18 protein-coding genes and 5 pseudogenes are annotated in these 20,831 nt (G+C 59.5%); 11 read left to right on the top strand and 12 right to left on the bottom strand.

Annotated features, from left to right (window positions below; translation table 11 throughout):
• Positions 1–39: 39 nt before the first annotated feature.
• Positions 40–1,272 (bottom strand): MFS transporter, encoded by a 1,233-nt coding sequence (locus tag ROS217_RS09120; protein ID WP_009817428.1) that lies wholly within the window; start codon positions 1,270–1,272, stop codon positions 40–42.
• Between the two features lie 513 nt (positions 1,273–1,785).
• On the opposite strand from ROS217_RS09120, the gene ROS217_RS09115 reads away from it, so the two are divergent.
• Positions 1,786–2,436 carry a hydrolase gene (locus tag ROS217_RS09115; protein WP_009817427.1) on the top strand — a complete coding sequence of 217 codons (651 nt, stop codon included), beginning with the start codon at positions 1,786–1,788 and terminating at the stop codon, positions 2,434–2,436.
• Positions 2,437–2,704: 268 nt separating this feature from the next.
• Here ROS217_RS09115 and ROS217_RS09110 read toward each other — a convergent pair whose 3' ends face one another.
• Positions 2,705–3,451 (bottom strand): substrate-binding domain-containing protein, encoded by a 747-nt coding sequence (locus ROS217_RS09110; protein WP_254656477.1) that lies wholly within the window; start codon positions 3,449–3,451, stop codon positions 2,705–2,707.
• A gap of 114 nt (positions 3,452–3,565) precedes the next feature.
• Positions 3,566–3,703 (bottom strand): annotated as a pseudogene (locus ROS217_RS24675) (LacI family DNA-binding transcriptional regulator); the annotation flags it as partial.
• Positions 3,704–3,875: 172 nt separating this feature from the next.
• Between ROS217_RS24675 and ROS217_RS09105 the strand changes: the two are divergent.
• The 4 genes and pseudogenes from ROS217_RS09105 to ROS217_RS09090 all read left to right on the top strand — a co-directional run bounded on the left by ROS217_RS09105 (position 3,876) and on the right by ROS217_RS09090 (position 8,324).
• Positions 3,876–5,231, top strand: a complete 1,356-nt coding sequence (locus tag ROS217_RS09105; RefSeq protein ID WP_009817425.1) for a uracil-xanthine permease family protein — start codon at positions 3,876–3,878, stop codon at positions 5,229–5,231.
• Positions 5,228–6,625: an amidohydrolase family protein gene (locus ROS217_RS09100; protein ID WP_009817424.1), complete on the top strand. Its 1,398-nt coding sequence runs from the start codon at positions 5,228–5,230 to the stop codon at positions 6,623–6,625. Before ROS217_RS09105 ends, ROS217_RS09100 begins: the two co-directional genes overlap by 4 nt.
• Entirely contained in the window at positions 6,622–7,329 is a 708-nt protein-coding gene (locus ROS217_RS09095; protein WP_009817423.1) for a sulfite exporter TauE/SafE family protein, read from the top strand. The genes ROS217_RS09100 and ROS217_RS09095 overlap by 4 nt, the downstream gene beginning before the upstream one ends.
• 278 nt (positions 7,330–7,607) lie before the next feature.
• Positions 7,608–8,324 (top strand): annotated as a pseudogene (locus tag ROS217_RS09090) (IS6 family transposase).
• A 58-nt stretch (positions 8,325–8,382) separates the two neighbouring features.
• Here the strand turns inward: ROS217_RS09090 and ROS217_RS09085 are convergent.
• Both ROS217_RS09085 and ROS217_RS09080 read right to left on the bottom strand, forming a co-directional pair.
• Positions 8,383–8,841 carry a MaoC family dehydratase gene (locus ROS217_RS09085; RefSeq protein WP_009817420.1) on the bottom strand — a complete coding sequence of 153 codons (459 nt, stop codon included), beginning with the start codon at positions 8,839–8,841 and terminating at the stop codon, positions 8,383–8,385.
• Entirely contained in the window at positions 8,838–10,253 is a 1,416-nt protein-coding gene (locus ROS217_RS09080; protein WP_009817419.1) for an MATE family efflux transporter, read from the bottom strand. Before ROS217_RS09080 ends, ROS217_RS09085 begins: the two co-directional genes overlap by 4 nt.
• Before the next feature lie 199 nt (positions 10,254–10,452).
• Between ROS217_RS09080 and ROS217_RS09075 the strand changes: the two genes are divergently transcribed.
• Positions 10,453–10,917, top strand: coding sequence for a winged helix-turn-helix transcriptional regulator (locus ROS217_RS09075; protein WP_040650478.1), 465 nt, complete (start codon positions 10,453–10,455; stop codon positions 10,915–10,917).
• A 60-nt stretch (positions 10,918–10,977) separates the two neighbouring features.
• Here the strand turns inward: ROS217_RS09075 and ROS217_RS09070 are convergent.
• Both ROS217_RS09070 and ROS217_RS09065 read right to left on the bottom strand, forming a co-directional pair.
• Positions 10,978–11,691: pseudogene (locus ROS217_RS09070) on the bottom strand (IS6 family transposase).
• 142 nt (positions 11,692–11,833) lie between these two features.
• Entirely contained in the window at positions 11,834–12,619 is a 786-nt protein-coding gene (locus tag ROS217_RS09065) for an SDR family NAD(P)-dependent oxidoreductase (protein WP_085978790.1), read from the bottom strand.
• A gap of 112 nt (positions 12,620–12,731) precedes the next feature.
• Here ROS217_RS09065 and ROS217_RS09060 point away from each other — a divergent pair, with 112 nt between their 5' ends.
• Both ROS217_RS09060 and ROS217_RS23895 read left to right on the top strand, forming a co-directional pair.
• Entirely contained in the window at positions 12,732–13,283 is a 552-nt protein-coding gene (locus ROS217_RS09060) for a TetR/AcrR family transcriptional regulator (RefSeq protein ID WP_009817414.1), read from the top strand.
• 190 nt (positions 13,284–13,473) lie between these two features.
• Positions 13,474–13,650, top strand: a complete 177-nt coding sequence (locus tag ROS217_RS23895; protein WP_157046572.1) for a hypothetical protein — start codon at positions 13,474–13,476, stop codon at positions 13,648–13,650.
• Positions 13,651–14,115: 465 nt separating this feature from the next.
• Here the strand turns inward: ROS217_RS23895 and ROS217_RS09050 are convergent, their stop codons facing one another.
• The 4 genes from ROS217_RS09050 to ROS217_RS09035 all read right to left on the bottom strand — a co-directional run bounded on the left by ROS217_RS09050 (position 14,116) and on the right by ROS217_RS09035 (position 19,069).
• Positions 14,116–16,218, bottom strand: coding sequence for a N,N-dimethylformamidase beta subunit family domain-containing protein (locus ROS217_RS09050; RefSeq protein ID WP_009817412.1), 2,103 nt, complete (start codon positions 16,216–16,218; stop codon positions 14,116–14,118).
• A 4-nt stretch (positions 16,219–16,222) separates the two neighbouring features.
• Positions 16,223–17,518, bottom strand: coding sequence for a TRAP transporter large permease (locus ROS217_RS09045; RefSeq protein WP_009817411.1), 1,296 nt, complete (start codon positions 17,516–17,518; stop codon positions 16,223–16,225).
• On the bottom strand, positions 17,515–17,997 hold the full coding sequence (locus tag ROS217_RS09040) for a TRAP transporter small permease (protein ID WP_009817410.1): 483 nt from the start codon (positions 17,995–17,997) through the stop codon (positions 17,515–17,517). Before ROS217_RS09040 ends, ROS217_RS09045 begins: the two co-directional genes overlap by 4 nt.
• A gap of 73 nt (positions 17,998–18,070) precedes the next feature.
• Positions 18,071–19,069: a TRAP transporter substrate-binding protein gene (locus ROS217_RS09035; RefSeq protein ID WP_254656394.1), complete on the bottom strand. Its 999-nt coding sequence runs from the start codon at positions 19,067–19,069 to the stop codon at positions 18,071–18,073.
• Between the two features lie 112 nt (positions 19,070–19,181).
• On the opposite strand from ROS217_RS09035, the gene ROS217_RS09030 reads away from it, so the two are divergent.
• Positions 19,182–20,072: a LysR family transcriptional regulator gene (locus ROS217_RS09030; protein ID WP_009817408.1), complete on the top strand. Its 891-nt coding sequence runs from the start codon at positions 19,182–19,184 to the stop codon at positions 20,070–20,072.
• 93 nt (positions 20,073–20,165) lie between these two features.
• Here ROS217_RS09030 and ROS217_RS24360 read toward each other — a convergent pair whose 3' ends face one another.
• On the bottom strand, positions 20,166–20,399 hold the full coding sequence (locus ROS217_RS24360; RefSeq protein WP_009817407.1) for a hypothetical protein: 234 nt from the start codon (positions 20,397–20,399) through the stop codon (positions 20,166–20,168).
• Between the two features lie 44 nt (positions 20,400–20,443).
• Between ROS217_RS24360 and ROS217_RS24670 the strand changes: the two are divergent.
• Both ROS217_RS24670 and ROS217_RS24665 read left to right on the top strand, forming a co-directional pair.
• Positions 20,444–20,577: pseudogene (locus ROS217_RS24670) on the top strand (IS91 family transposase); the annotation flags it as partial.
• 68 nt (positions 20,578–20,645) lie between these two features.
• A pseudogene (locus ROS217_RS24665) lies at positions 20,646–20,762 on the top strand (IS110 family transposase); the annotation flags it as partial.
• Positions 20,763–20,831 lie beyond the last annotated feature (69 nt).

Genomic DNA, 20,831 nt, shown 5'->3' with positions numbered 1-20,831 from the left:
CGCCCCGAATTTAAATCTCTGCCCGCGTCGAGCCCGGATTCATGTCGCGGCGAGCGACCCGGCCCTTTGGGGCCGAAAAAGGCCTGCCATGAGCGCAAGCACGGCGAATACCGTTACGGTCGGCCCCGCGCCAAAGGCTGCCAGGAAAACCCCGAAAATCGGTGCGCCGGCGGTTTGCCCTACGGCAATCGTCAAAAATCCCACCATCAGCCCTGTCGCCGGACGATGCGGCAGGACCCGTAGGCCCCAGACCAGGTAGACCCCCGTAAGCATCAAATAGGACGCCCCAGAAACCGCGCCGCCCAGCATCGCCGTCGCTGTGGATGCCACGGTGTAGCCAACCGCCGGGATGCTGGCCGCCATCATGGCAAGGAACGCGCAGTGAACGCGCTCCAGCCCTAAGCGGTCGATCAGGCTCCCGGCCCAGGCCCCGGCGATTCCGCCGGCACCGATGCAACTCCACAGGAAGCTCGATGCGGTTATGCCCCAATCCAGGCGCTGTGATATCAGTTGGCTGCCGAAAGACCACAGCGCCGTACTCGCCGCGCCCATCAGGAACGCTGCCGCGACCAGCCGGAACAATTGCCCCGTAATGGCCGGAACCCCGCCCGGCCGCGTACCGCCGCGGGATGCAGGCAACGAGATCACGGCGATTCCCGCGAGGATTGCCGCAAGGGCCGCGAAGCAGGCGAAGGCAAGCCGCCACTGCCCTGCCATTGCCAGCGCGATCGGCCCGGACAGGGCGACACCCGCGCTGGTCCCGGCATTGATCGTAGTATTTGTGGCGTCTTGCTGCCTCGCGCGAACGGTTGCCGCCACGGCTTCGGCCATCGGCGGAGAGGCCAATCCGGTGCTTAACCCGGCCACGATCACGGCGACAGCTAAAACCATCGGCGACGGCGCCAGCGCGATGCCTGCCATGCCGACGGCTGCAACGATGGCCGCCGTGGTGGCAACGGCCCGCGCGCCGATCCACTCGGTCAGCACGGCCGAAACGATGATCGCGACGCAGTAGCCGGCGAAGGACCCACCTGAGATCACGCCGCTCAATTCCGGTCCAAGGCCGAGATCGGCGTCGATCTGCGGCAGAAACAAACCAAAAGCGAAGCGGGCGAACCCGTAACAAACAGCGATCAGGCCAAAGCCCGTGGCGCCGATGCGCAGGGCCGGGCTTATGATCGTGCTTTTTCGACAAAGACAGCTGCCGCCGATCTCGCAGCTGTTATCGCCGCCGCGCCCCGATAAACCGTTGCATGTGTCGCACCCTCGCAAAGCAGAAGCACCTGCTCGGCCAGGTCGGGGTTGTCACGTCCAAGCTCTTCGGAAACGATTTCACGCACCCGCGCCCGGAAGGCTGTTTTGTGCGGTCGCAATGAGCTTGCGTGTCAAATCCATGGGGTCCCCTTTCCAGCGCTCGCGTGCCCTAATGTAAAACGATCGATTTACATTGCAAGTCCATTGACTGCCAGGGAGCATCCAGCTCTGTCCCGGTTTTCGCAAAACCGGGCATATCGGCTTCGGGATCATTGCAGGAAGAGTAGTCGCCTGCCGTCCTTCAAACCCCAATATTTCGTGTATTTTCGGTGGTCGCCCGACACCCGGACACCCGGTCTATCCGCACAGGTCACAGGGTTGTGTCCCGGATCGCTGCACACAGTGTACCGGCGCACGGCACTATCGCCGCCAGGTGGGAACCGGCAATACCGCCGCAGGCAGACGCGCAGTTTGCGCCCGCCACACTGAGAGAAACCATTGCTGAGTACAGCACATGAAAAGGAGGCACCCATGACCTTTCGCAACGGACTCGACTCACTTCTACGCCCCGAAGACTCCGTCCTCGTTCTGATCGACCACCAGCCCTATCAACTGGCAAACCTGAACAGCCATGATCCCCACATGGTGGTCAACAACTCGACGGCGCTGGCGAAAGCCGCAAAGGCATACAATGTCCCGACAATCCTGACGAGTGTCATCGCCAGTCGGGGCGGAGCAATCTTTCCGCAGATCACCGATGTATTTCCCGGCCAGGAGGTCATCGACCGGACCTTGGTCAACACCTGGCAGGACGAAAAGGTCGTCGACGCGGTAAAGGCCACGGGTCGCAAGCAACTCATCATCGCCGGTCTCTGGACCGAGGTCTGCGTGGCGATGCCAACAATCCATGCACTGGGTGATGGCTGGGACGTGACGGTCGTCACGGATGCGTCCGGCGGCACTTCAGTCGAGGCCCACGAGGTCGCCATCCAACGCATGATCGGCGCGGGTGCGAACATGATGACCTGGCTGGCGGTGGTCGCCGAATGGCAGCGCGACTGGGCCTGGACCGAGCACGCCGAAGAATTGGGGCAACTCCTGATCCAGCATTGCGGAGGCAGCGGCATCGCCCTCCTGTGGGAACAGCAATTGCTGAATACACCGGTTCCGAAAGAAGCCTGACCCAACCGGGATGGCGGCACGTGTCCACGCGCTGCCATCCCACCATGTCGGACCTTCACAGCGTTCAACACGCGGGAACCGATGCCGCCTGAACGGGTTCTTGCGCTGCGCCATCGGCACCTCCATCATCATGAACACACCAAACCTGCGACGACAGGTTAGTTAATGCAACAGACCCCCTGAAAGTCTGATAGGAAAGGCGCTTACGACACGCTCAAAGGCGAAATCTCTGCGGCCGCAGCACGGTGTTTTTCAACAGAATCCGCCCTCACTGCCCAGATGACTGGCGGGGCACCAAGTCCGGCATAGGGGAAATCAAATTCCTGCCGGTTTGTCCTTCAATTGTCTGGATCAACAGATCAACGGCCAGTTTGGCGAGCTCGTCCAAATGCAGATCCACCGCGGTCAGGGGCGGATCAGCCAACTTTGCACGTGAACCGTCATATCGAGTGGCCAAACGCAAAGTTTCCGGCACAGCCCGATGCAGTGATTTGGCTGCTTTGGTGGCGCCGGAGGCAAATGCGTCGACGGGCACATAGAGGGCATCAAGGTCGGGATGATCCGCCAGCAAGGCAGTACAACATTGTTCGGCTTCAGTTTCCCCTCCGGCTTCATCTACGCGGACAAGAGTTAGCGGGATGCTGTGGTTCTCACAAAAGGCGGTATAGGCCGCCTCGGTCTCCAGATAGGAATTGCGGCGTTGTGTGCCCGTGATCAGGGCGACCTTGGTGGCACCGGCATCGCGCAGGTGGTTCAGGACCATAAGGGCGGTCGCATAAGAGTGTAGATCGACGAAAGGAATGTCATCCCGCCCCGGCACGCGTCCGATTGAAACGACCGGGATACCGCTGTTAAAAAAGCGGTCCACCATGGGGTCGTCCGCAAAGGGTTCGACCAGAATGGCACCATCCATCGCAATGGCATCAAGCTCGCTGTCTGCCTCCATCGGCGGGATCAGGCAAAGTGCCTGATTGCGTGTCAACGATGCGACCGCAGCGGTCGCTGCGATTTCCATAAAGAACCCAAGCCGCGATGGCCCGGCTGCAATCGAGAAGGGCATCGAAGATGCAAGTGCGATCATGCCTGTCCGTCCGGTGCGAAGGGATTGCGCCGACCGATTAGGGCGATAGCCCATTTCCCGTGCCAAGTCCTTAATCTTCTTGCAAGTCTCGGGGTCAACATGCCGCCGACCACTGAAGGCGTGGGAAACAGTTGTCTTCGAGACTGCAGCCAGACGGGCCAGATCGCTTATTGTCGGTTTGCTCATTTCACCCCGAGATCAAGAACGCTTCTCTTTGACCAAAGTTAAACGAATGGCCGAGATTTGCAAATCGATTTGCACGAATCACATTTTCTGCTAGATAAAGCTCGTGCAAACCGATTTGCATCGCCACGTTTCGGGCTGCGTTCCTGAATTTTGCGACAACAGGGAGAAAAAAATGACAACACTTGATGAACCACACGACCCAACCGATGAGGTGCTGCCGTTGCGCAGCCTGATCCTGTTTGGTCTGCAACATGTGCTAGTGATGGCGGCATCGCCGATCACCGCGGTATTTCTCGTTGCAAAGGCGTTGAATTTTGATGATGCGGTAACCGTTTCACTGATCAGCGCGACATTCCTCATCTGCGGCTTTGGTACGATCCTGCAAAGCTTTGGCCCTGCGGGATTTGGTGCGCGCCTGCCTTTCATCATGGTGCCGGGTGGCGCGCCAATCGCGATCTTTCTGGCGATTGCTATGCAAACCGATGTCCAGACCGCTGTCGGTGCAGTGATCATGACGGCGATCTTCTATTTTATCGCATTGCCGGTGTTCCGCAGGCTGTTGGCCTATTTTCCGCCAATCGTCGTGGGAACCATGTTGCTTCTCGTTTCGATCAACCTTGTGCGGATCTACGGAGGCACGATCACGGGAAAACCCGGATCGGAAGGGTTTGCTGACCCCGTGAAGATCGGACTGGCCTTGGCCACCATTGTTTTGACAGTGCTCTTTGCCCGATTTTTCAAGGGCACACTACAACGCCTTGCGGTTATGCTGGGTCTTGTCGGTGGTACGCTGATTGCGATGGCGCTGGGACAGGTCAATCTGTCCGGTGTTCTAACCGGTCCAGCGATTGCCGTCCCTCAGTTGTTTCCCTTTGGCATGCCCACGTTCAACCTACTTGCCGCCCTGCCGCTGATTGTCTTTTCCATCATTTCGATGGCCGAAGCGACAGGGCAGACCATTGCAACAGCTGAGATTGTCGGTCGACGTGGGGATGCGCACGCAATCGTGCCCAAAACGATCCGTGGTGATGCGCTGACATCTCTGGTTGGTGGTTTGTTTGGCACATCCTTAATCATCACATCTGGCGAAAACATCGGTATCGTGCGCGCCACCAACGTGAAATCACGGTATGTGACTGCTGTTGCCGGCGTCATTCTGGTTGTAATCGCCTTGATCGCGCCAATCGGACGATTGGCGTCTGCCTTGCCGGGGCCGGTCGTCGGGGGCACTGCAGTCATCGTATTTGCCATCATTGGTGTTATCGGTATCGATCTGTTGCGCCGTGTCGACCTGCGTGAGCATGGCAATATGTTCACCTTGGCCACAGCCCTGTCATTGGGCTTGCTGCCCATCCTGGTGCCCGGCGTCTACAGCCAGTTTCCACAATGGTCCCAGATGATCCTTGGAAACGGTCTGGCGATGGGAACGATCACAGCCGTGATCATCAACGCCCTGTTCTACCATATCGGCGCAGGGACGTTGAGTGAGACCGAAAAGGCCGTGGCCGAAGCGGAGACAGGCGTATGACTGCCCTTCGCGAGCGTCTGGCCGCCCAAGGCGATCTGTTGTTGTTGCCGGGACAGCTCTATGCTGACGGCGCATGTCAAAGCGGGAAAGGGGTGCTTATCCGAAAGGGTAAGTACCACGAAATCGACGATGCAGCGGCGCTTGCCGCCTGTCATCCTGACCTGTCGCCGGTTGACCTTCCCGATCATCTGATGATGCCGGGTTTCATCGACACCCACACGCATCTGACACAGTCTCTTGGAAAGTCGCTGGTGTTTGGCGAGCCGTCCGAGATTTTCCGCCGTATCTGGGTGCCGCTTGAATCCAGCCTCTCCGAGCGGATGGTTTATCTATCGACAAAACTATCTGCGTTGGAGTGTTTGCGCGGAGGCTTCACCACCGCAGTAGATGCAGGTACCCGTTCGAGAGGATGCATCGACGCACTGGCACAGGCGGCACGGGAAACCGGACTGCGCAGTGTGATCGGATTGATCTGCAACGATCTGGGCGGTACTGCACATATCCCTGACCGGGCGGACATTCTGGATCGGGCGCAGCGCCATCTGGACGGGTGGCAAGACGATCCCTTGATCCACCCTTCGTTGGCAATTTCCATTCCCGAAGTCGGAACCGATGAGATGCTGTGTGATGTGTCGCAGATGGCTGGTCAGGCTGGGGCCATTTTCCAGACCCATGTCAATGAACACCTTGTCGCTGTCGAAAGGTCTCTTGTGGATCGTGGCATGCGTCCGCTGGAACATCTGGCGCACATCGGTGCGCTGGGACCGCATGTTCTGATTGCCCATTCGACATTGGTCACACCAACTGAACTGAACCTGTTACGCGACAGCGGAACAGCGGTTGCCTACAACCCCGTCGCCAGCGTCTGGAAGGGGAATGCCATTGCACCGGCCCTGCAGATGGAGGCCTTGGGCATTCGCTTTGGTCTGGGGACTGACGGCACACGGGCAGACGGGTTTCGCCTGATGGATGCCGCCGAAAGCCTTCAGCGTGCAGGCTTCGGTCTGGCGACTGGCGATTCATCCTGTGGCGGCGGCTGGCTTTGGCTGGAAGCTGTAACCAGCCGTGCCGCCGACAGTGCGGGATTGTCTAAGGTCACGGGGGCGGTGAAAACCGGCCTTGAGGCGGACTTTCTTCTGGTTGATCTGGATCGGCCCGAATTCACGCCGACCTATGATTTGATCTGGGAGTTGGTGCGTTACGGAAACCGCGACCAAATCGATGCGGTATTCACCCAAGGCAAGCTTCGGCTGTGGCAGGGCTGGCCTGTCGATTGGGATGCCCGCGCATTGCTGGCAGAGATCCGCGCGCATGCGGGCAACGCGATTGAGAGGTCTGACATCAAACGCATTCATCCGGTTGCCGCAGCACACAAGAAGGCACGCACATCGTGACCGTTGAATTGCTTCTCATTCTATCTTTGATCGTGTTTGTCTCTGCGTTCGTTCAAGGTGCAATCGGCATCGGTTTTGCACTGATTGTGGCACCGATCATCGGCCTGATGCGACCCGACCTGCTTCCTGTCACGTTGCTCATCCTGATGCTGCCGCTGAACAGCCTTGTCGCGTGGCGCGAGCGGCCACATGTGGACTGGAACGGCGCAAAGTGGATCACCGTCGGGCGGTTTGCGGGCACATTTGCCGGGCTCTGGCTGTTGGCCGCACTGTCTGCAAGTCAACTCGATCTGGCCGTTGGCTGGTTCACTATTATTGCGGCTGGTGCAGCGCTGTTTGCACGCCCCTTTGATCCAAACAAGCCTACCGCGCTTGGGGTCGGTTTGTTTACCGGCATCACCGAAACCTCGACAGGAATCGGGGGGCCACCGCTGGCCCTGCTATATCAACATGCGTCAGGACCGGTTTTGCGCTCGACCGTTGCCGTGTGCTTTCTGGTGGGCGAGGTTCTTTCTTTGATTGTGCTCGCAGGCGCGGGACGGATCGGTCAGGAGCAACTTCTTGCCGCCTTGTATCTGTGCCCCGCTGTGCTGCTTGGAAGTGGCCTGTCGCGGCTGACCCATAGCCGCATCAGCGGGCCGGGGCTTCGTCTGGCCGTGCTTGTCTTTGCAATTGTCAGCGGTCTCTTTCTGATCTTCAGGTGAGGCCGCACAGCACCCGGTATCGTCGTCGCCCGGGCTATGAAGCCGGGCGATGGCTGGCTTCATAGCTTGCGCGTCGACAATAGTAGTGGCCATTGGCGCAGAGCGCAGCGAACTTCCACTCTCCGCCGTCGATCGACTTCAACGGCCCTAACTGGACCTTCGCGAGGTTTGTCATCGCTGCTGCGCAGCTTCCCCGAACCGGGCCTTCGCGGCATCGTGCAGCATTATCGGCACCGTAAACTTAATGCACGGCCTCCATTGATGTGCGATGGGGCCGCATGATCACAACCAACACCGCACCGCTTTATCACCGCCACCGATTTCCACCTGAGGTGATCGCCCAAGCGATCTGGCTGTATTTCAGGTTTCCGCTCAGTTTGCGGATGGTCGAGGATATTCTAGCCGAGCGAGGTATCATTGTTTCGCACCAGACGATCCGAACCTAGGCTGAGAAATTTGGACGTCATTTTGCCGCCGACATTCGCCACAGATCGGCCGGTAAATTTGATGGCAAGTGGCACCTCGACGAGGTCGGGATCACGATGCGCGGCAAGAAGCATTGGCTGTGGCGCGCGGTTGATAAGGACGGATTTGTTTTAGACGTTTTGGTACAAAGTCGTCGCAATAGGGCCGCAGCTAAGCGCATCATGCAAAAACTTCTGAAGCGGCAAGGGGCAGCCCCGCGTGTCATGATAACGGACAAACTCCGGTCATACGGAGCGGCAAAACGCGAAATCATGCCCAGTGTTGAACACCGATCGCACAAGGGTCTGAACAACCGATCTGAGAATTCGCACCAACCGACGCGACAACGGGAGCGAGGGATGAAGACGTTCAAATCACCTGGTCATTTGCAGCGGTTCCTGTCCATCCACGATCCCATAGCCAACTTGTTCCATCTTCCGCGCCACGAAATGCCGTCCACCGACTTCCGCGAAATGAGATCGCTCGTCATGCAAATTTGGCGCGAAATCGCTCAGGTTGAAGTCGCGTAAGGATCAAACTGCTAGATTCCCTTGGCTGGAGTCAGTTAACTTTACGATACCCGCGTCGTCACTCTGGCTGGAGCGGCCTTGTCTGCACGACAAGATTGGTGACAAAGCGCTGAACGGGATCTTCGTTCTGGTTCAGAGTCACAACACGCGCCTTGATCAGGCCTTGCGTCGAACGCGATCTCGATTGCCGGGCCTCAAGAATCTCGCTGTCGGCGCGCAACGTGTCGCCCGGTCGAACCGGCCGCAGCCAGCTGAGCTCGTCGACACCAGCGCCGATGATTCCGCCGGCGGGTGACATCTCCGATCCGATCAGAAGACGCATCGTCAGTGCCACGGTGTGCCAGCCGCTGGCGGCGAGACCGTGAAAGAACGTCGCAGTCGCGGCCTCTGGATCTAGGTGAAAAGGTTGTGGGTCGAACTGAGTGGCGAAGGCGATGATGTCGTCTTGCGTCACCGTCAGGCTGCGCGTTGTGAAGGTCCGGCCAGGCGTGAAATCCTCAAGGTAAAGAAGTGTCATTGCGGTCTCTCCTGCCAGCGGTTCAGTTTAATGGCGATCCCGATGACCAGCCCGTAGACCAGCATTGCGAGGCCAATCGCGGCAAAGACGCCGCGGACCCCGAGCGGCGTCACTTGGATTAGAACGAATGCGCCAAGTACCGCGACGGTTACGCGGGTCAGGCTGCTGATGATGGGCCAGAACATGCGGCCAGCACCTTGAGATGCGAAATAGAGCGCGAGGCCTACGCCGAAAAAGGCGTAGAAAGGGGCTACGATGCGGAAATAACTGCGCCCGACGGCGAGCGCGGCCTCGTTTGACGGATCAAGGAACAGGCCGAGCCAGAGGTCCGGAACGATCGCTAGGATCAGCCCAATACCCCCGACGATGACTGCCGCTGCCAGTGATCCAGTCCACGCCACCCGCAGGGCACGGTCGGTCTGACCTGCGCCTACATTCGCCCCGACCATCGCGGTCATGGCTGCGCCGATGCCGAAGATCACGGGGATCATCAAGAACTCAAGACGGGCCCCGAGGCCATAGCCTGCGAGGGCCGCTTCGCCGAACTGCCCGACGAGGCCGACCATGACCACCGTCGTGAAGACAGTCAGAACCGTGTTCACCGATGCCATCATTCCAACGCGCAGGATGTCGCGGAACATACCGACGTCAATCCGTTGTGCCGCGCCAGAGAAGATCAGTCCGGTCCTGCCCGTGGCAATCAGCGTGATGGCGACAAGCGCCCCAATACTGTAGGCCACGATCAGGCCCATCGGCAGCCCGACGATGCCAAGGGCGGGGAACGGGCCCCAACCGAACGCGAAGGCGCCTGTCAGCGGGATGGATCCGGTTGCAACCAATAGTAGCATGAGGGAAGGCGTCTGCATGTCACCAGTCCCGCGAATGACGCTGAGGGCCGTGTTGAAGAGCCAGATGGCGAGACAGCCCGGAAAGAAGACGGCGGCATAGGTAGATGCTGCCGTGATGGCGTCAGAGCCACCGCCCAGACGGGCGAACACCGCTTGCCCAGCTGTCGCCATCAGCGCCGCCGACACAAGTGCAAACCCGACGGCGATCAGGCCGGCGGTCAACGCTAGCGTCGCGGCGCGCTGCTGCTGCGATGCCCCGAGGGCGCGCGCAATCGCGGCGGAAACCGCCCCGCCGATTGCCCCCGCAGACAGCATCTGCGTTAGCATGACGAGAGGAAACACCAGCGCGAGCCCCGCAAGGGCCGTAACCCCCAACACACTGGCATAATACGCCTCTGCGACGCTCTGGGCGGCTTGAACGAACATTGCCAAGACGTTCGGCGCGGCCAGTTTCAGCAAAGTCGGTCCGATCGGGGCAGTCAAAAGCGCGCGCGTGCGAGAGGCCCGCAGCGTGGCAGCGGCACTTGGAGCTTCAGTGTTTTCCGAAAGAGAAACCTCGCTCATTGCCGCTCTCTCACGCGAAAACAGGATGCAGGCGAGCCGCATAAGGCATGTTGTCTCGCGAGGCAGAACCGTTCTTTTATTTGCATGCTGCCCTCTTCAGACGCGCCCAATACGGCTTTTCAGCCAATAAGTTCCAAAAGGGAACTCTATATGTGTAAGTTCCCTTCCGGAACCTGTCAATTCCTGATACGAGAGGGGTATGAAATGGAACGAGCTTCACTCAGATGCATGCCCAGTTGCCCGCGGATTGTCCGTCATTGGCGACCGTTGGACGATGCTGGTTGTTCGGGAGTGTTTCTTGGGAATTCGGCGCTTCGATGCGATGCAGAGCCGCTTGGGCATTACGCGTCATGTCCTTGCAGATCGTCTAAGAACTCTCGAGGCCGACGGCGTTCTGCGGCGCGAGGCCTATCAGGATCGCCCTGTGCGGTACGAATACCGGCTCACGGACAGAGGCAAGGCGCTTTATCCCATACTCGTTTCTCTGATCGACTGGGCCAATGCGCACGTTCCTTTGGAAGGTGAATCGGCGGTGACCCTTCTGTCGCGCAGCACCAATCAGCCGATCGCACCGATGCTGATCGACCGGAACACGGGCGAAGATATTACGACCCGCACCGTGCGCGCCGTCATGAACGAGCCTGTCCCGCCTCAAGATGGCTGAGGGCGGGGCGGCACCGTAAAGTTAACTGACTCCAGCCAAGGGAATCTAGCAGTTTGATCCTTACGCGACTTCAACCTGAGCGATTTCGCGCCAAATTTGCATGACGAGCGATCTCATTTCGCGGAAGTCGGTGGACGGCATTTCATGGCGCGGAAGATGGAACAAGTTGGCTATGGGATCGTGGATGGACAGGAACCGCTGCAAATGACCAGATGATTTGAACGTCTTCATCCCTCGCTCCCGTTGTCGCGTCGGTTGGTGCGAATTCTCAGATCGGTTGTTCAGACCCTTGTGCGATCGGTGTTCAACACTGGGCATGATTTCGCGTTTTGCCGCTCCGTATGACCGGAGTTTGTCCGTTATCATGACACGCGGGGCTGCCCCTTGCCGCTTCAGAAGTTTTTGCATGATGCGCTTAGCTGCGGCCCGATTGCGACGACTTTGTACCAAAACGTCTAAAACAAATCCGTCCTTATCAACCGCGCGCCACAGCCAATGCTTCTTGCCGCGCATCGTGATCCCGACCTCGTCGAGGTACCACTTGCCATCAAATTTACCAGCCGATCTGTGGCGAATGTCGGCGGCAAAATGACGTCCAAATTTCTCAGCCTAGGTTCGGATCGTCTGGTGCGAAACACTGATACCTCGCTCGGCTAGAATATCCTCGACCATCCGCAAACTGAGCGGAAACCTGAAATACAGCCAGATCGCTTGGGCGATCACCTCAGGTGGAAATCGGTGGCGGTGATAAAGCGGTGCGGTGTTGGTTGTGATCATGCGGCCCCATCGCACATCAATGGAGGCCGTGCATTAAGTTTACGGTGCCGTGACCGGTTGAAAGAGTGCATTGTTTGTCATGTTCAGACTTTCGGTTGGGAATTGCGTTCGTTCAGCACGGTTGCTGTGGCGTGTTCGTTCAGGCCGACTTGCGGTAGCGTTCGGCGGGCTGGGCATTGCGAAAACCGGGCAGCATCGCTTGGCGGGTGGCGTCATAGGCTTCCCATTGCCCGGCATCAGGCAGCGGCGGGATGGTGACGGTTTCGCGGCGGTCAAAGCCGACCAGCGCCGCGTCAACCAGATCGCCCACCTCCATCACATTGGACAAAGTGTTGACGTCAGCCCCGACATGATCCCAGATCTCGGTGCGCGTCGTGGCGGGAAGCACGGCTTGGACGTAAACGCCCTTCGGCCCAAGTTCGAGGCTAAGCCCCTGCGACAGGAACAGCACGAAAGCCTTGGTTGCCCCGTAGACCGTCATGCTGAACTCGGGCGCCAGTCCGACCACCGAGCCGATGTTGACGATCGCGCCCTCGCCGGATTTCGCCAGACGCGGCGCAATCGCGCTGGCCAGCCGCAGCAGCGCGGTGGTGTTAAGCGCCACAAGCTGCGCAACGGAGTCGGTGCTTTGCTCGATGAAGCTGCCGCCGATGCCGGTTCCGGCGTTGTTGACCAGAATCCCGATGCTGGCGTCGTCGCGCAGCCGCGCCTCGACGGTGGCGAGCTCGGTGGCTTGCGTCAGATCCGCCTGAAGGATGTCGACCGCTACGCCGGTTTCTTGACGCAAACGGGCAGCCACAGCCTCCATCCGCACCTGGTCACGGGCGACCAGCACAAGGTCATGGCCGCGGCGCGCGAAACGGTCGGCATAAATCGCACCAATTCCGGTCGATGCGCCGGTGATGAGGACTGTGGGTTTGGTCATGGCATTGCTCTCTTCCTGGATCGGGGCTATATTCATGACGCGCATCATGATTGGTCTTTAATATGATGACCATCATGAATATGTCAAGAGCAGGAAACAGAGAGATCAAGCCATGAAAGTGTCCCGCGAACAGATGGCAGAAAACCGCCATCGGATCCTTGCCGAAGCCAGCCGCCTGTTTAAGGATCGGGGCTTTGATCAGGTGTCGGTGGCCGAGGTGATGCAGGCCGCTGGGCTGACCCATGGCGGTTTCTATGGGCATTTCAGCTCGAAAAGCGATCTGATCGCACAGACGCTGGAGCATGCCCTTGCCGGGGATTCGGGGGTCAGTCGCGGGTTTGACGCCTATCTTGAGTCTTACCTTTCGCCCCGGCACCGCGACCGCGCCGCCACAGGCTGCCCGACGGCAGCGCTCGCTTCGGACACCCGCCAACAGCCTGCCAAATCGCGCACCGCGATGGCCGCCGGGCTACAGGCGCAGATTGCCCGAATTACCGACTCGCTGTCCGATCAGTGCAGCCAAGACTCGCGTCGGGCGGCGATAGGCTCATGGTCGGCGATGGTCGGCGCGATGATCCTTGCCCGAGCCGTCGATGATGGTGCCTTGTCGGACGAGATACTGGAGCAGACGCGCGCTTGGATTTCAAAGGCGCAACAGCCCTGAATTCCGCCCTTTGACGGTCAGGGAACAGAGCGGGGGGCAGGACGGACCCGCCCCCCGCGTGTTTCGGTTCTGTCGCAAACTTTAGCAAGGCTTTGAAAAGGTTAACCTGCGGGCATGATTGTGCCGCAAGCGCAGCAAATTTCTGGAAGGGGGTTGTTCCGTTTGCTGCAAACTGGTCCTTTCGGATCATGTGAGCGACTTCGATACAGTGACAATGCCCTTCGTGATCTACTCGGTCGCCTCTTCGGTTGCGCGCAAAAACGATCCTATGGTTCCGGAGTTCTCGGATTGGCTGCACGCGCAGGTGCAAGCCGATGGTATATCGGCGCGGCGCGACGTGGCAAATGCACTTGCTCGTCCAGACTGATCTCGTTTCCGTCATGGACCTTGTTTTGAACATGGGTTTCCACCCGGCAGGCCCATTTGCGAGGGATACCAGTCAAGCAATGTGGTTGGAATGAGGGTCGGCCGAGGGCCGGTTTTTATCTGGCACCCCAGCTACTTCGCCGTTGTAACTGCAGGGCCCGCACCTCCAACTCAGTCAAAATGGGCTCACTACTGGCATTCACCGCAATTGGCTCGAAGGTTGGCTGTCATGAACCAACCATGCCTTTGCAAACTCCGCTTCCTGCGCGTAGCAGACTTTGGTCCAAACCGCAGCATCGTGGTCGTGCCTCTCGGACTTTGAATGGTTGCTTTGCTGCGCTCTAGCTTGGTCTAATTGGGTGCCGCGAATGACCGGAAATCGCCCATATTGTGGAAAAATTGACGTTTGCGAGCGCAGAAATTGCGGCTCTCTTCCCGAGCCTTCTTGAACTCGGATAACTCGAGTTTACTGCAGCGCCAATTTGCAGCGCAGAAAATTGTCCAACAGTCGCGAGACATCATTGTCGAACCCGTTCCACGGCAAGCTGCCGCAAAAGGTGATCGATCCGACCGAAAAGACCGATCCGCCTTTTGGCAGGTCGAAATAGATCAGATCTGCGTGTTTGGCGTCTTCCTCCGGCCCGCCGGTCAGGTTCGTCAGGTGGGTAAGCTGCTCTTCGGGGACCAGCATGAAGGCCTGATTGTCGCCTGCGGAGCGTGCCAGCAAAACGTGGTCCTGCGGCGAGCCGATGCGATGATCGACATGGTCAAGCTCGAAGCCTGCGGCACCGTTGCCGCTGAACCCGTAATCGCCGAACAGATCATCGGTTACGCCCTCAAAGAGCCAGTCGAACCTCGGATCGAAGCACATCCGCTGATAAGGCGCACCGTGAAACTCGCCCTGCGCGGCAAAGCCGATCCCGACGAGGGCCTGCGGTGCCCGCCCGCTGCGCCGCCAAAGGCCCCCGTAGGTGCCATCGAAGGCGTTGTAATACTCGCCCGGTTCCGCCGCCCATGCGCGGATGCCGTCCTCGGCTCGGCGGATTTCGAGCAGGCTGTCATTCTCGGCATGCCGGGCGATGCGCCAGTAGAAGCCGTTGCCCCCCAGATAGAGCAGATTGCCACCCGAATCGCGATAATCGCGCAGTGCGTCCAGAGTCTCGGCGGTGTGGTATTCGGGGTGGGTGGTGGTGGTGACGGCCTTGTACCCGGCCAGAACCTCAGCCCCTTCGGCATGCAACTCGTGGTCGGTAATGATATCATACTCCATGCCCTTGGCATGCAGCCAGCTGATCAGGTGGCTGTCAGCCGGGAAATGCCGCAGGCCCGAGCAGGTAGTAGCCCCGAAGGTAACAAAACCGGGCCGGAAATTGAACAGCGGCCGCCGGTGCGAAGCGTGGCAAATGCCCGACCCGTCGGAATGGGTGTTGTAGGTCGACAGGCCATACTCGCGATATTCCGCCGGATTATGCGGATAAGCGCCCCAGTCGCGCATGCGGCTCTGCCATGCCGGGTCGTAATCGGGCCGGGCATGGTTGCCGTAGACCACATAGGTGAAGGTCGGGATCAACACGCAGAGATCGGCGCGCCGCATGCCCTTAGGTGGACAGACATAGAACGGTAAGGCGTCGCTGCCATGATCGCCTTCGATGTGCATGACATAGACGCCCGACGGCATGTCATCGGGTACGGTCAGGGTGAAATCGGTCTGCCAGCCGAAATCATAGATATCGTCCTCGTGGAAATGGATAGCGCCGTAATGCGCGGGCTTGTGCCGCCAGCACATTTCGGAGGCGTCCCAGTCCGAGCCGGTCATCGCACGGGTGGGAAAGTTGACAAGCTGCAACGCCGGTCCGGTCAGGGCGGGCACATGGGCCGACGAAATCGCGAGCGCCAGATCCCAGGCCGCGATCATTCCTTCCGGGCCTACGATGGCCGGGGCCTCGATCTTGCCGTTGAAGAACTCTGTCGCCCGGGTATCAGCCAAACCTGCGGCAAGGACGACAGGGGCCGTGATCGCGGCGCGAGACAGCGCACCGCTTGCCTCATGCGTCTCGCGGCTGTGGTGTCCAAGAACCGTCTGGACAAGCGTCGCGTGACCATCCGTCAATCGCGCCTCGATCTGCGTCCAGCGATGCGTCGGCAACGGCACCGGTGACGTGACCCGCGCCGCCCCCGCTGTTACGAAAAGGCAGCCCTCTGCATTGAGCCCCATTGTCAGTGGACCGCAGGACAGAACCGCCTGATCACCTCCATTGAGGTACGTGGGTTGGATCGTGGCAGACAGAGTGACGTTGCCCTGAGCGGGCAGCGTGATTGCCGCGTCGCTAAGTCCGTAAGAGCCGGGAAAGAACGGCTGATGCCGGGCTGGCAGATCGCGCGGTGCGAACCATGCGCTTGCATCCACTTCGGTGATGCCCATGCCCACTGGGTTCGGATCGGCGCAGATCGACCTGGCCAGTCGTGCGCGATAGCGGCCACCACTGGTCGACGAGACCTTGAAGGCGATATCTTCGCCCGGCCGCGCCGAGAGACGGTCGGTATAGCCGGTTAGGGGGACTTCATTCATGCGCTTACCTCAGTTGCGGGCCGTAGACGAGATCGGGGAGCCAGGTGACCCAGTCCGAGAAAAAGACGAGAAGCAGGATCATCAGCATGTAGGGGATGAGCAGCGGCAGCACCCCGACTGATATATCCTCGATCGAGATTTTGCTGATCCGAGCTGCGACGAAGAGATTGACGCCGATGGGGGGTGTCAGAAAGCCGATCTCGCAGGTCATCACGGTGAAGATGCCGAACACCACCGGGTCGATGCCGAGGCTGGTCACGAGCGGAAAGAACACGGCGGTGAAGATGATGATCTGCGGAATGCTCTCCAGCCACATGCCGACGAGGATGTAGAAGATCCCGATGGACAGCATGATCATCCACGGATAGGCGATCAGCCCCTGAAACAGCGCGAGGATATCGCTGGGAATGTCGAAGATCGTCACCAATTGGCCGAACGCCTTGGTGGAGCCGAGGATAAACAGCACCGTGCCGATGACGATGGCGGTGAACTTGAACGCGTGTAGCAGCTTGGCCCATGTCAGGCCCTTGTAGACGAAAAGCCCAACGAAGAGACCATAGGCAACTGCCACCGCCGCCGCCTCGGACGGGGTGAAGATGCCGGCATAGATGCCGCCGAGGATCAGGATCGGTGCGAAAACCGCCCATTTGCCATCCCATAACGCCCAGAGCAGCGGGCCCCAGCGAAACCGCTCTTCGCTGCCGCCATAGCCGTTCTTCCACGAGATGACGAAAACCACGACCATCAGCATCAGCCCCAGGATAAGACCCGGCAGGATTCCCGCCAGAAAGAGCCGCGGGATGGAAACATCGGTGACCAGCGCAAAAATGATCAAGAGATTGGAGGGCGGGATCATGCTGCCGAGTGCGCCCGCCGAAGCGGCGATGGCCCCGGCAAAGCGCGAGCGATAACCTTCCCTCTGCATCGCCGGAATGGTTATCGAGCCGATAGCGGCGGTGGTCGCGGGGCCCGACCCCGAGAGCGCGGCGAAGAACATGCAGGCCACCACCGTCACCAGCCCCATGCCGCCCTTGTAGGCGCCCACAAGGCGCTTTGCGATGGTGACCAGCTTTTCCGACATGCCGCCCTGTTCCATCAACTGCCCCGCAAGGATGAAGAGCGGGATGGTCACCAACGGAAACGGCTCGAACGCTGTCCAGGCCGCCTGCGCCATCAGGGTGAGGGGAATGTCCGCGATCAGCAGGCCCGCGACCGTGGCCAGCCCGGCGGCGAAGGGAATGGGCACGCCGATCGCCATCGCAAAGACGAAGACCGCAGCCATGACAAGGGGGCCATTCATAGCGGCAGATCCTTCCAGCCGTCACGCGCCCACCGCCAATAAACTTGCAGGATACGAAAAAGCATCAGGCTGAACGCCATCGGGATGATCATCTGCACCCATCGCTGCTCGATCCCCAAACCGGGGGTCATGTAGGTGACGTTGAACAAAAGCTGCGTGTAGATCGTGGTCTGCACGATCATGAAAATCACGAAGCCGGCCCAGAGCGTATCGGCCATCACCACGGCCCCTACCTGCAAGGCGCGCGGCAAGCGGCTGACCAACAGGGTGATGCGGATATGCGCGCGTTCGCGGACCGCCATCGTGGCCCCGAGATAGACCGCGAAGATCATGCCGTAGACCGCGGTTTCCTCGGCCCAGGCGGCGGCGGTCGAAAAGAAGTAGCGCAAGATGACCTGAAGCAGGACAGACCCCACCACAACCGTCAGGCAGATCGTGCAAATCACCTCTTCGAAATACCTGTCTAGCTTGGACAGCATGGTCCCGCCTCCGCCCTGAAGGTGTCAAATGGCACGGAGTAGCGCTGCCCCCCGTGCGGTGGTTCAGAAGGAGTTACTCGGCTTCAGCGCGGATAGCTTCCACAAGGGCAATGAAGGCATCCCCCTTGTCGGCGGCATAGCGATCCTGCACACGCAGTCCCGCCTCGATAAAGCCAGAGCGGTCGACGTTTGTTGTTTCCATGCCGCCCTCGCCAGTCAGGAAGGCGCGGATTTCGTCGGTCTGCTCTGCCATTTCCTTACGGTGATAAACACCCGCCTCGGCGGCCGCCCGCATCACAGCGGCGCGCTGCGCCTCATCGAGCTTGTTCATCACGCGGTCGCTGGCAAAGAGCGGTGAGAAATAGGTGAAATGCTCCAGAACCGTGAAATAGGGCATGATCTCGTAGAACTTCTGCGATTTGATGAATGAGGTGCCGTTATCCGCCCCTTCCACCGTGCCGGTCTGAAGCGCAGTTGGTGTATCGGCCCAAGGCAGCGGAATGGGTGCCGCGCCGAATTCCTCGTAGGTGTCGATCATCACCTGGTTTTTTGGGACACGCACCTTCAGCCCCTCCATGTCTTCCACCGAGGTGATCGGACTTCTGGAATTGTAGAAATCGCGATCCCCGACAAAACCGTAGGTCAGCAGATGCACGTTTGTCGCCGCTTGAAGCTGCGCGGCGAAATCGCGCCCGACCTCACCTTCGAGCACGCGGTAAGCATGCTCCTTGTTTTGAAAGATGTAGGGCAGAACGAACGCATCCATCAGCGGAAAATGCGGCGAGATGTTGTTACCGGTGATAACGAACATGTCCACGGTTCCAAGCTGCATCGCCTTGAATGCCTCGTCCTCGCCCATGAGCTGACCACAGCAGCGCACCTTCACGTCGACGCTGCCTTCGGTATATTCCTCGACCAGTTCCTCGAACTTGTCGGCGAGCACGGCATAGGTGCTGGTCTCGGAGGCCGCATAGCCGAGATTGATAGTGACATCTTGCGCCGAGGCCGTGCCCGCGACGAGGGTCAGGGCCGCAAAGGGCCCGGCGAAGATCTGAAAGGGTGAATGTGACATGATCGCTCCCGGTTGCATGTGGAATTTTTGTTTTTGTTATCCGGTCAGGGTAGCCGGGCCGGACCTGCAAGTATAATATCAATTGATTAGTTTCTGATGCATAAAAGGTATCATGAAAATTGGTCTGCGCCATATCCGCTATTTTCTGGTCCTCGCCGAGGACCTGAATTTCCGACGCGCCTCGGAACATCTTCACATATCGCAACCTGCCCTCACCCGCACGATCCAGCACCTCGAGGCGGAGTTGCACGTCACGCTGTTCGACCGTTCACAGAACTTCGTCCGCCTGACCGATGCGGGCCGTGCCTTTCGCGAGGGCGGTCAGCGCGTACTAAACGGAGTGGAGGCCACCATCGACCTGACGCGCCGGGTCAGCATCGGCGAGGCCGGTGCGCTGCGGGTGGGCTATACTGATTTCGCCATCGCCGATGCACTGCCCGAATTGCTCAAGCAGTTTCATCAAAGGCACCCCGGCATCACCGTGCGCCCGCATCACGGGGTTACTACCGCACAACTTCAGCAGTTGAGGGACGACAAGCTCGATATTGGATTTGTTACCGGGCCGGTGCGACAACCAGGGTTTCGCAGCCGCGTAGTGCAGACCGACCGTCCGATCTGCATCGTGCCGGAAGGCCATCGCCTGGCATCGCGTTCCTCTGTTGAGCTGGCCGAATTGGCTGATGAGGATTTCGTGCATGGGCCGACCGAAGCCTGGGCGCATTTCTACGACTATCTCTTTCCGCATTGCCGCAAGGCTGGCTTTCAGCCGCGCATCGTGCAGGAGGCTTTCAACTCCGTTGGAATTCTTGGTCTTGTGTCCTGCGGAATGGGCATCACCATCTTGACCGAAAGCATCTACGACTTCGCCACTGGCGGTTTGGTGCCCTTGCCGATCTCTGACATTGACGACGTAATGGTCACGGAGGCTGTCTGGGCATCCGAAAACCTGCGCCTCCCGACCCAACACTTTGTTGATTTTCTTGAGCAGTCGGATAATCACTGACTTCAAGGAGCTCAACAGCATACATAGAAGACGATGCTTGCAGAAGCCGGTCGAATGCATGCGCCGACCGATCGCGAACATTTCCAGACCTGGCTAGGCGGTGTTCGAGCTCTTCATGAGGTATGGCACCACGCTGATCGCGGCCGAGACCACCGGGCAGGTGCCCCCGCCTATCCCGCCAGTTCCGCCGAGATGTGGCAGGAACTGACCGACGCCCGGACAGACGAGTTTCGCAACAGCCGCCTGCGCGACGATGGTGATGTCGAGGGCGCGCTGGACGGTGCCACTGTGATCGAGGCAGGCTTCAGTAACCTGTTCTTCAGCCAACCCGTGACCACATCCAGCGCCCCGAACAGACCGCCGAGTCGGGACCCGACGCCGAGATCATCCCACTCACCCTGCGCGAACCGTGCCCCTGTTGCTACGGCCCCAGGCGCATCATCGAGATCTTCCGCGGGGCCAAAAACCGATGTCGCGGGCACCACCACGGAAGCAGGCCGCATGACAAGCCGCCTCTCAGATTCCAGACAACGCCAACGGCGCCCCCCCCCCCGCAGGCCCGGTCCAAACAGGCTGGCCGCACTTGTCGCGCGCAAGCCGAAGATGGTTGCTGCCGTTGCCTTAGCAAACAAGATGGCCCGGATGATCTGGGCAGTTACAACAAAGCAGGAGAATTATCGAATGGCGTGACCTGAAACTGAAAGGGGAAAGGGCACGACATGGCCGCAAGGCCAGGGTGAGCGATCGTCGAGGAGTACG

Origin of the sequence: Roseovarius sp. 217, assembly GCF_000152845.1 — a bacterium.
GTDB lineage: Bacteria > Pseudomonadota > Alphaproteobacteria > Rhodobacterales > Rhodobacteraceae > Roseovarius.
Note: the sequence above shows the minus strand (reverse complement) of the source record. Positions and strands in the feature narration are given on the sequence as shown.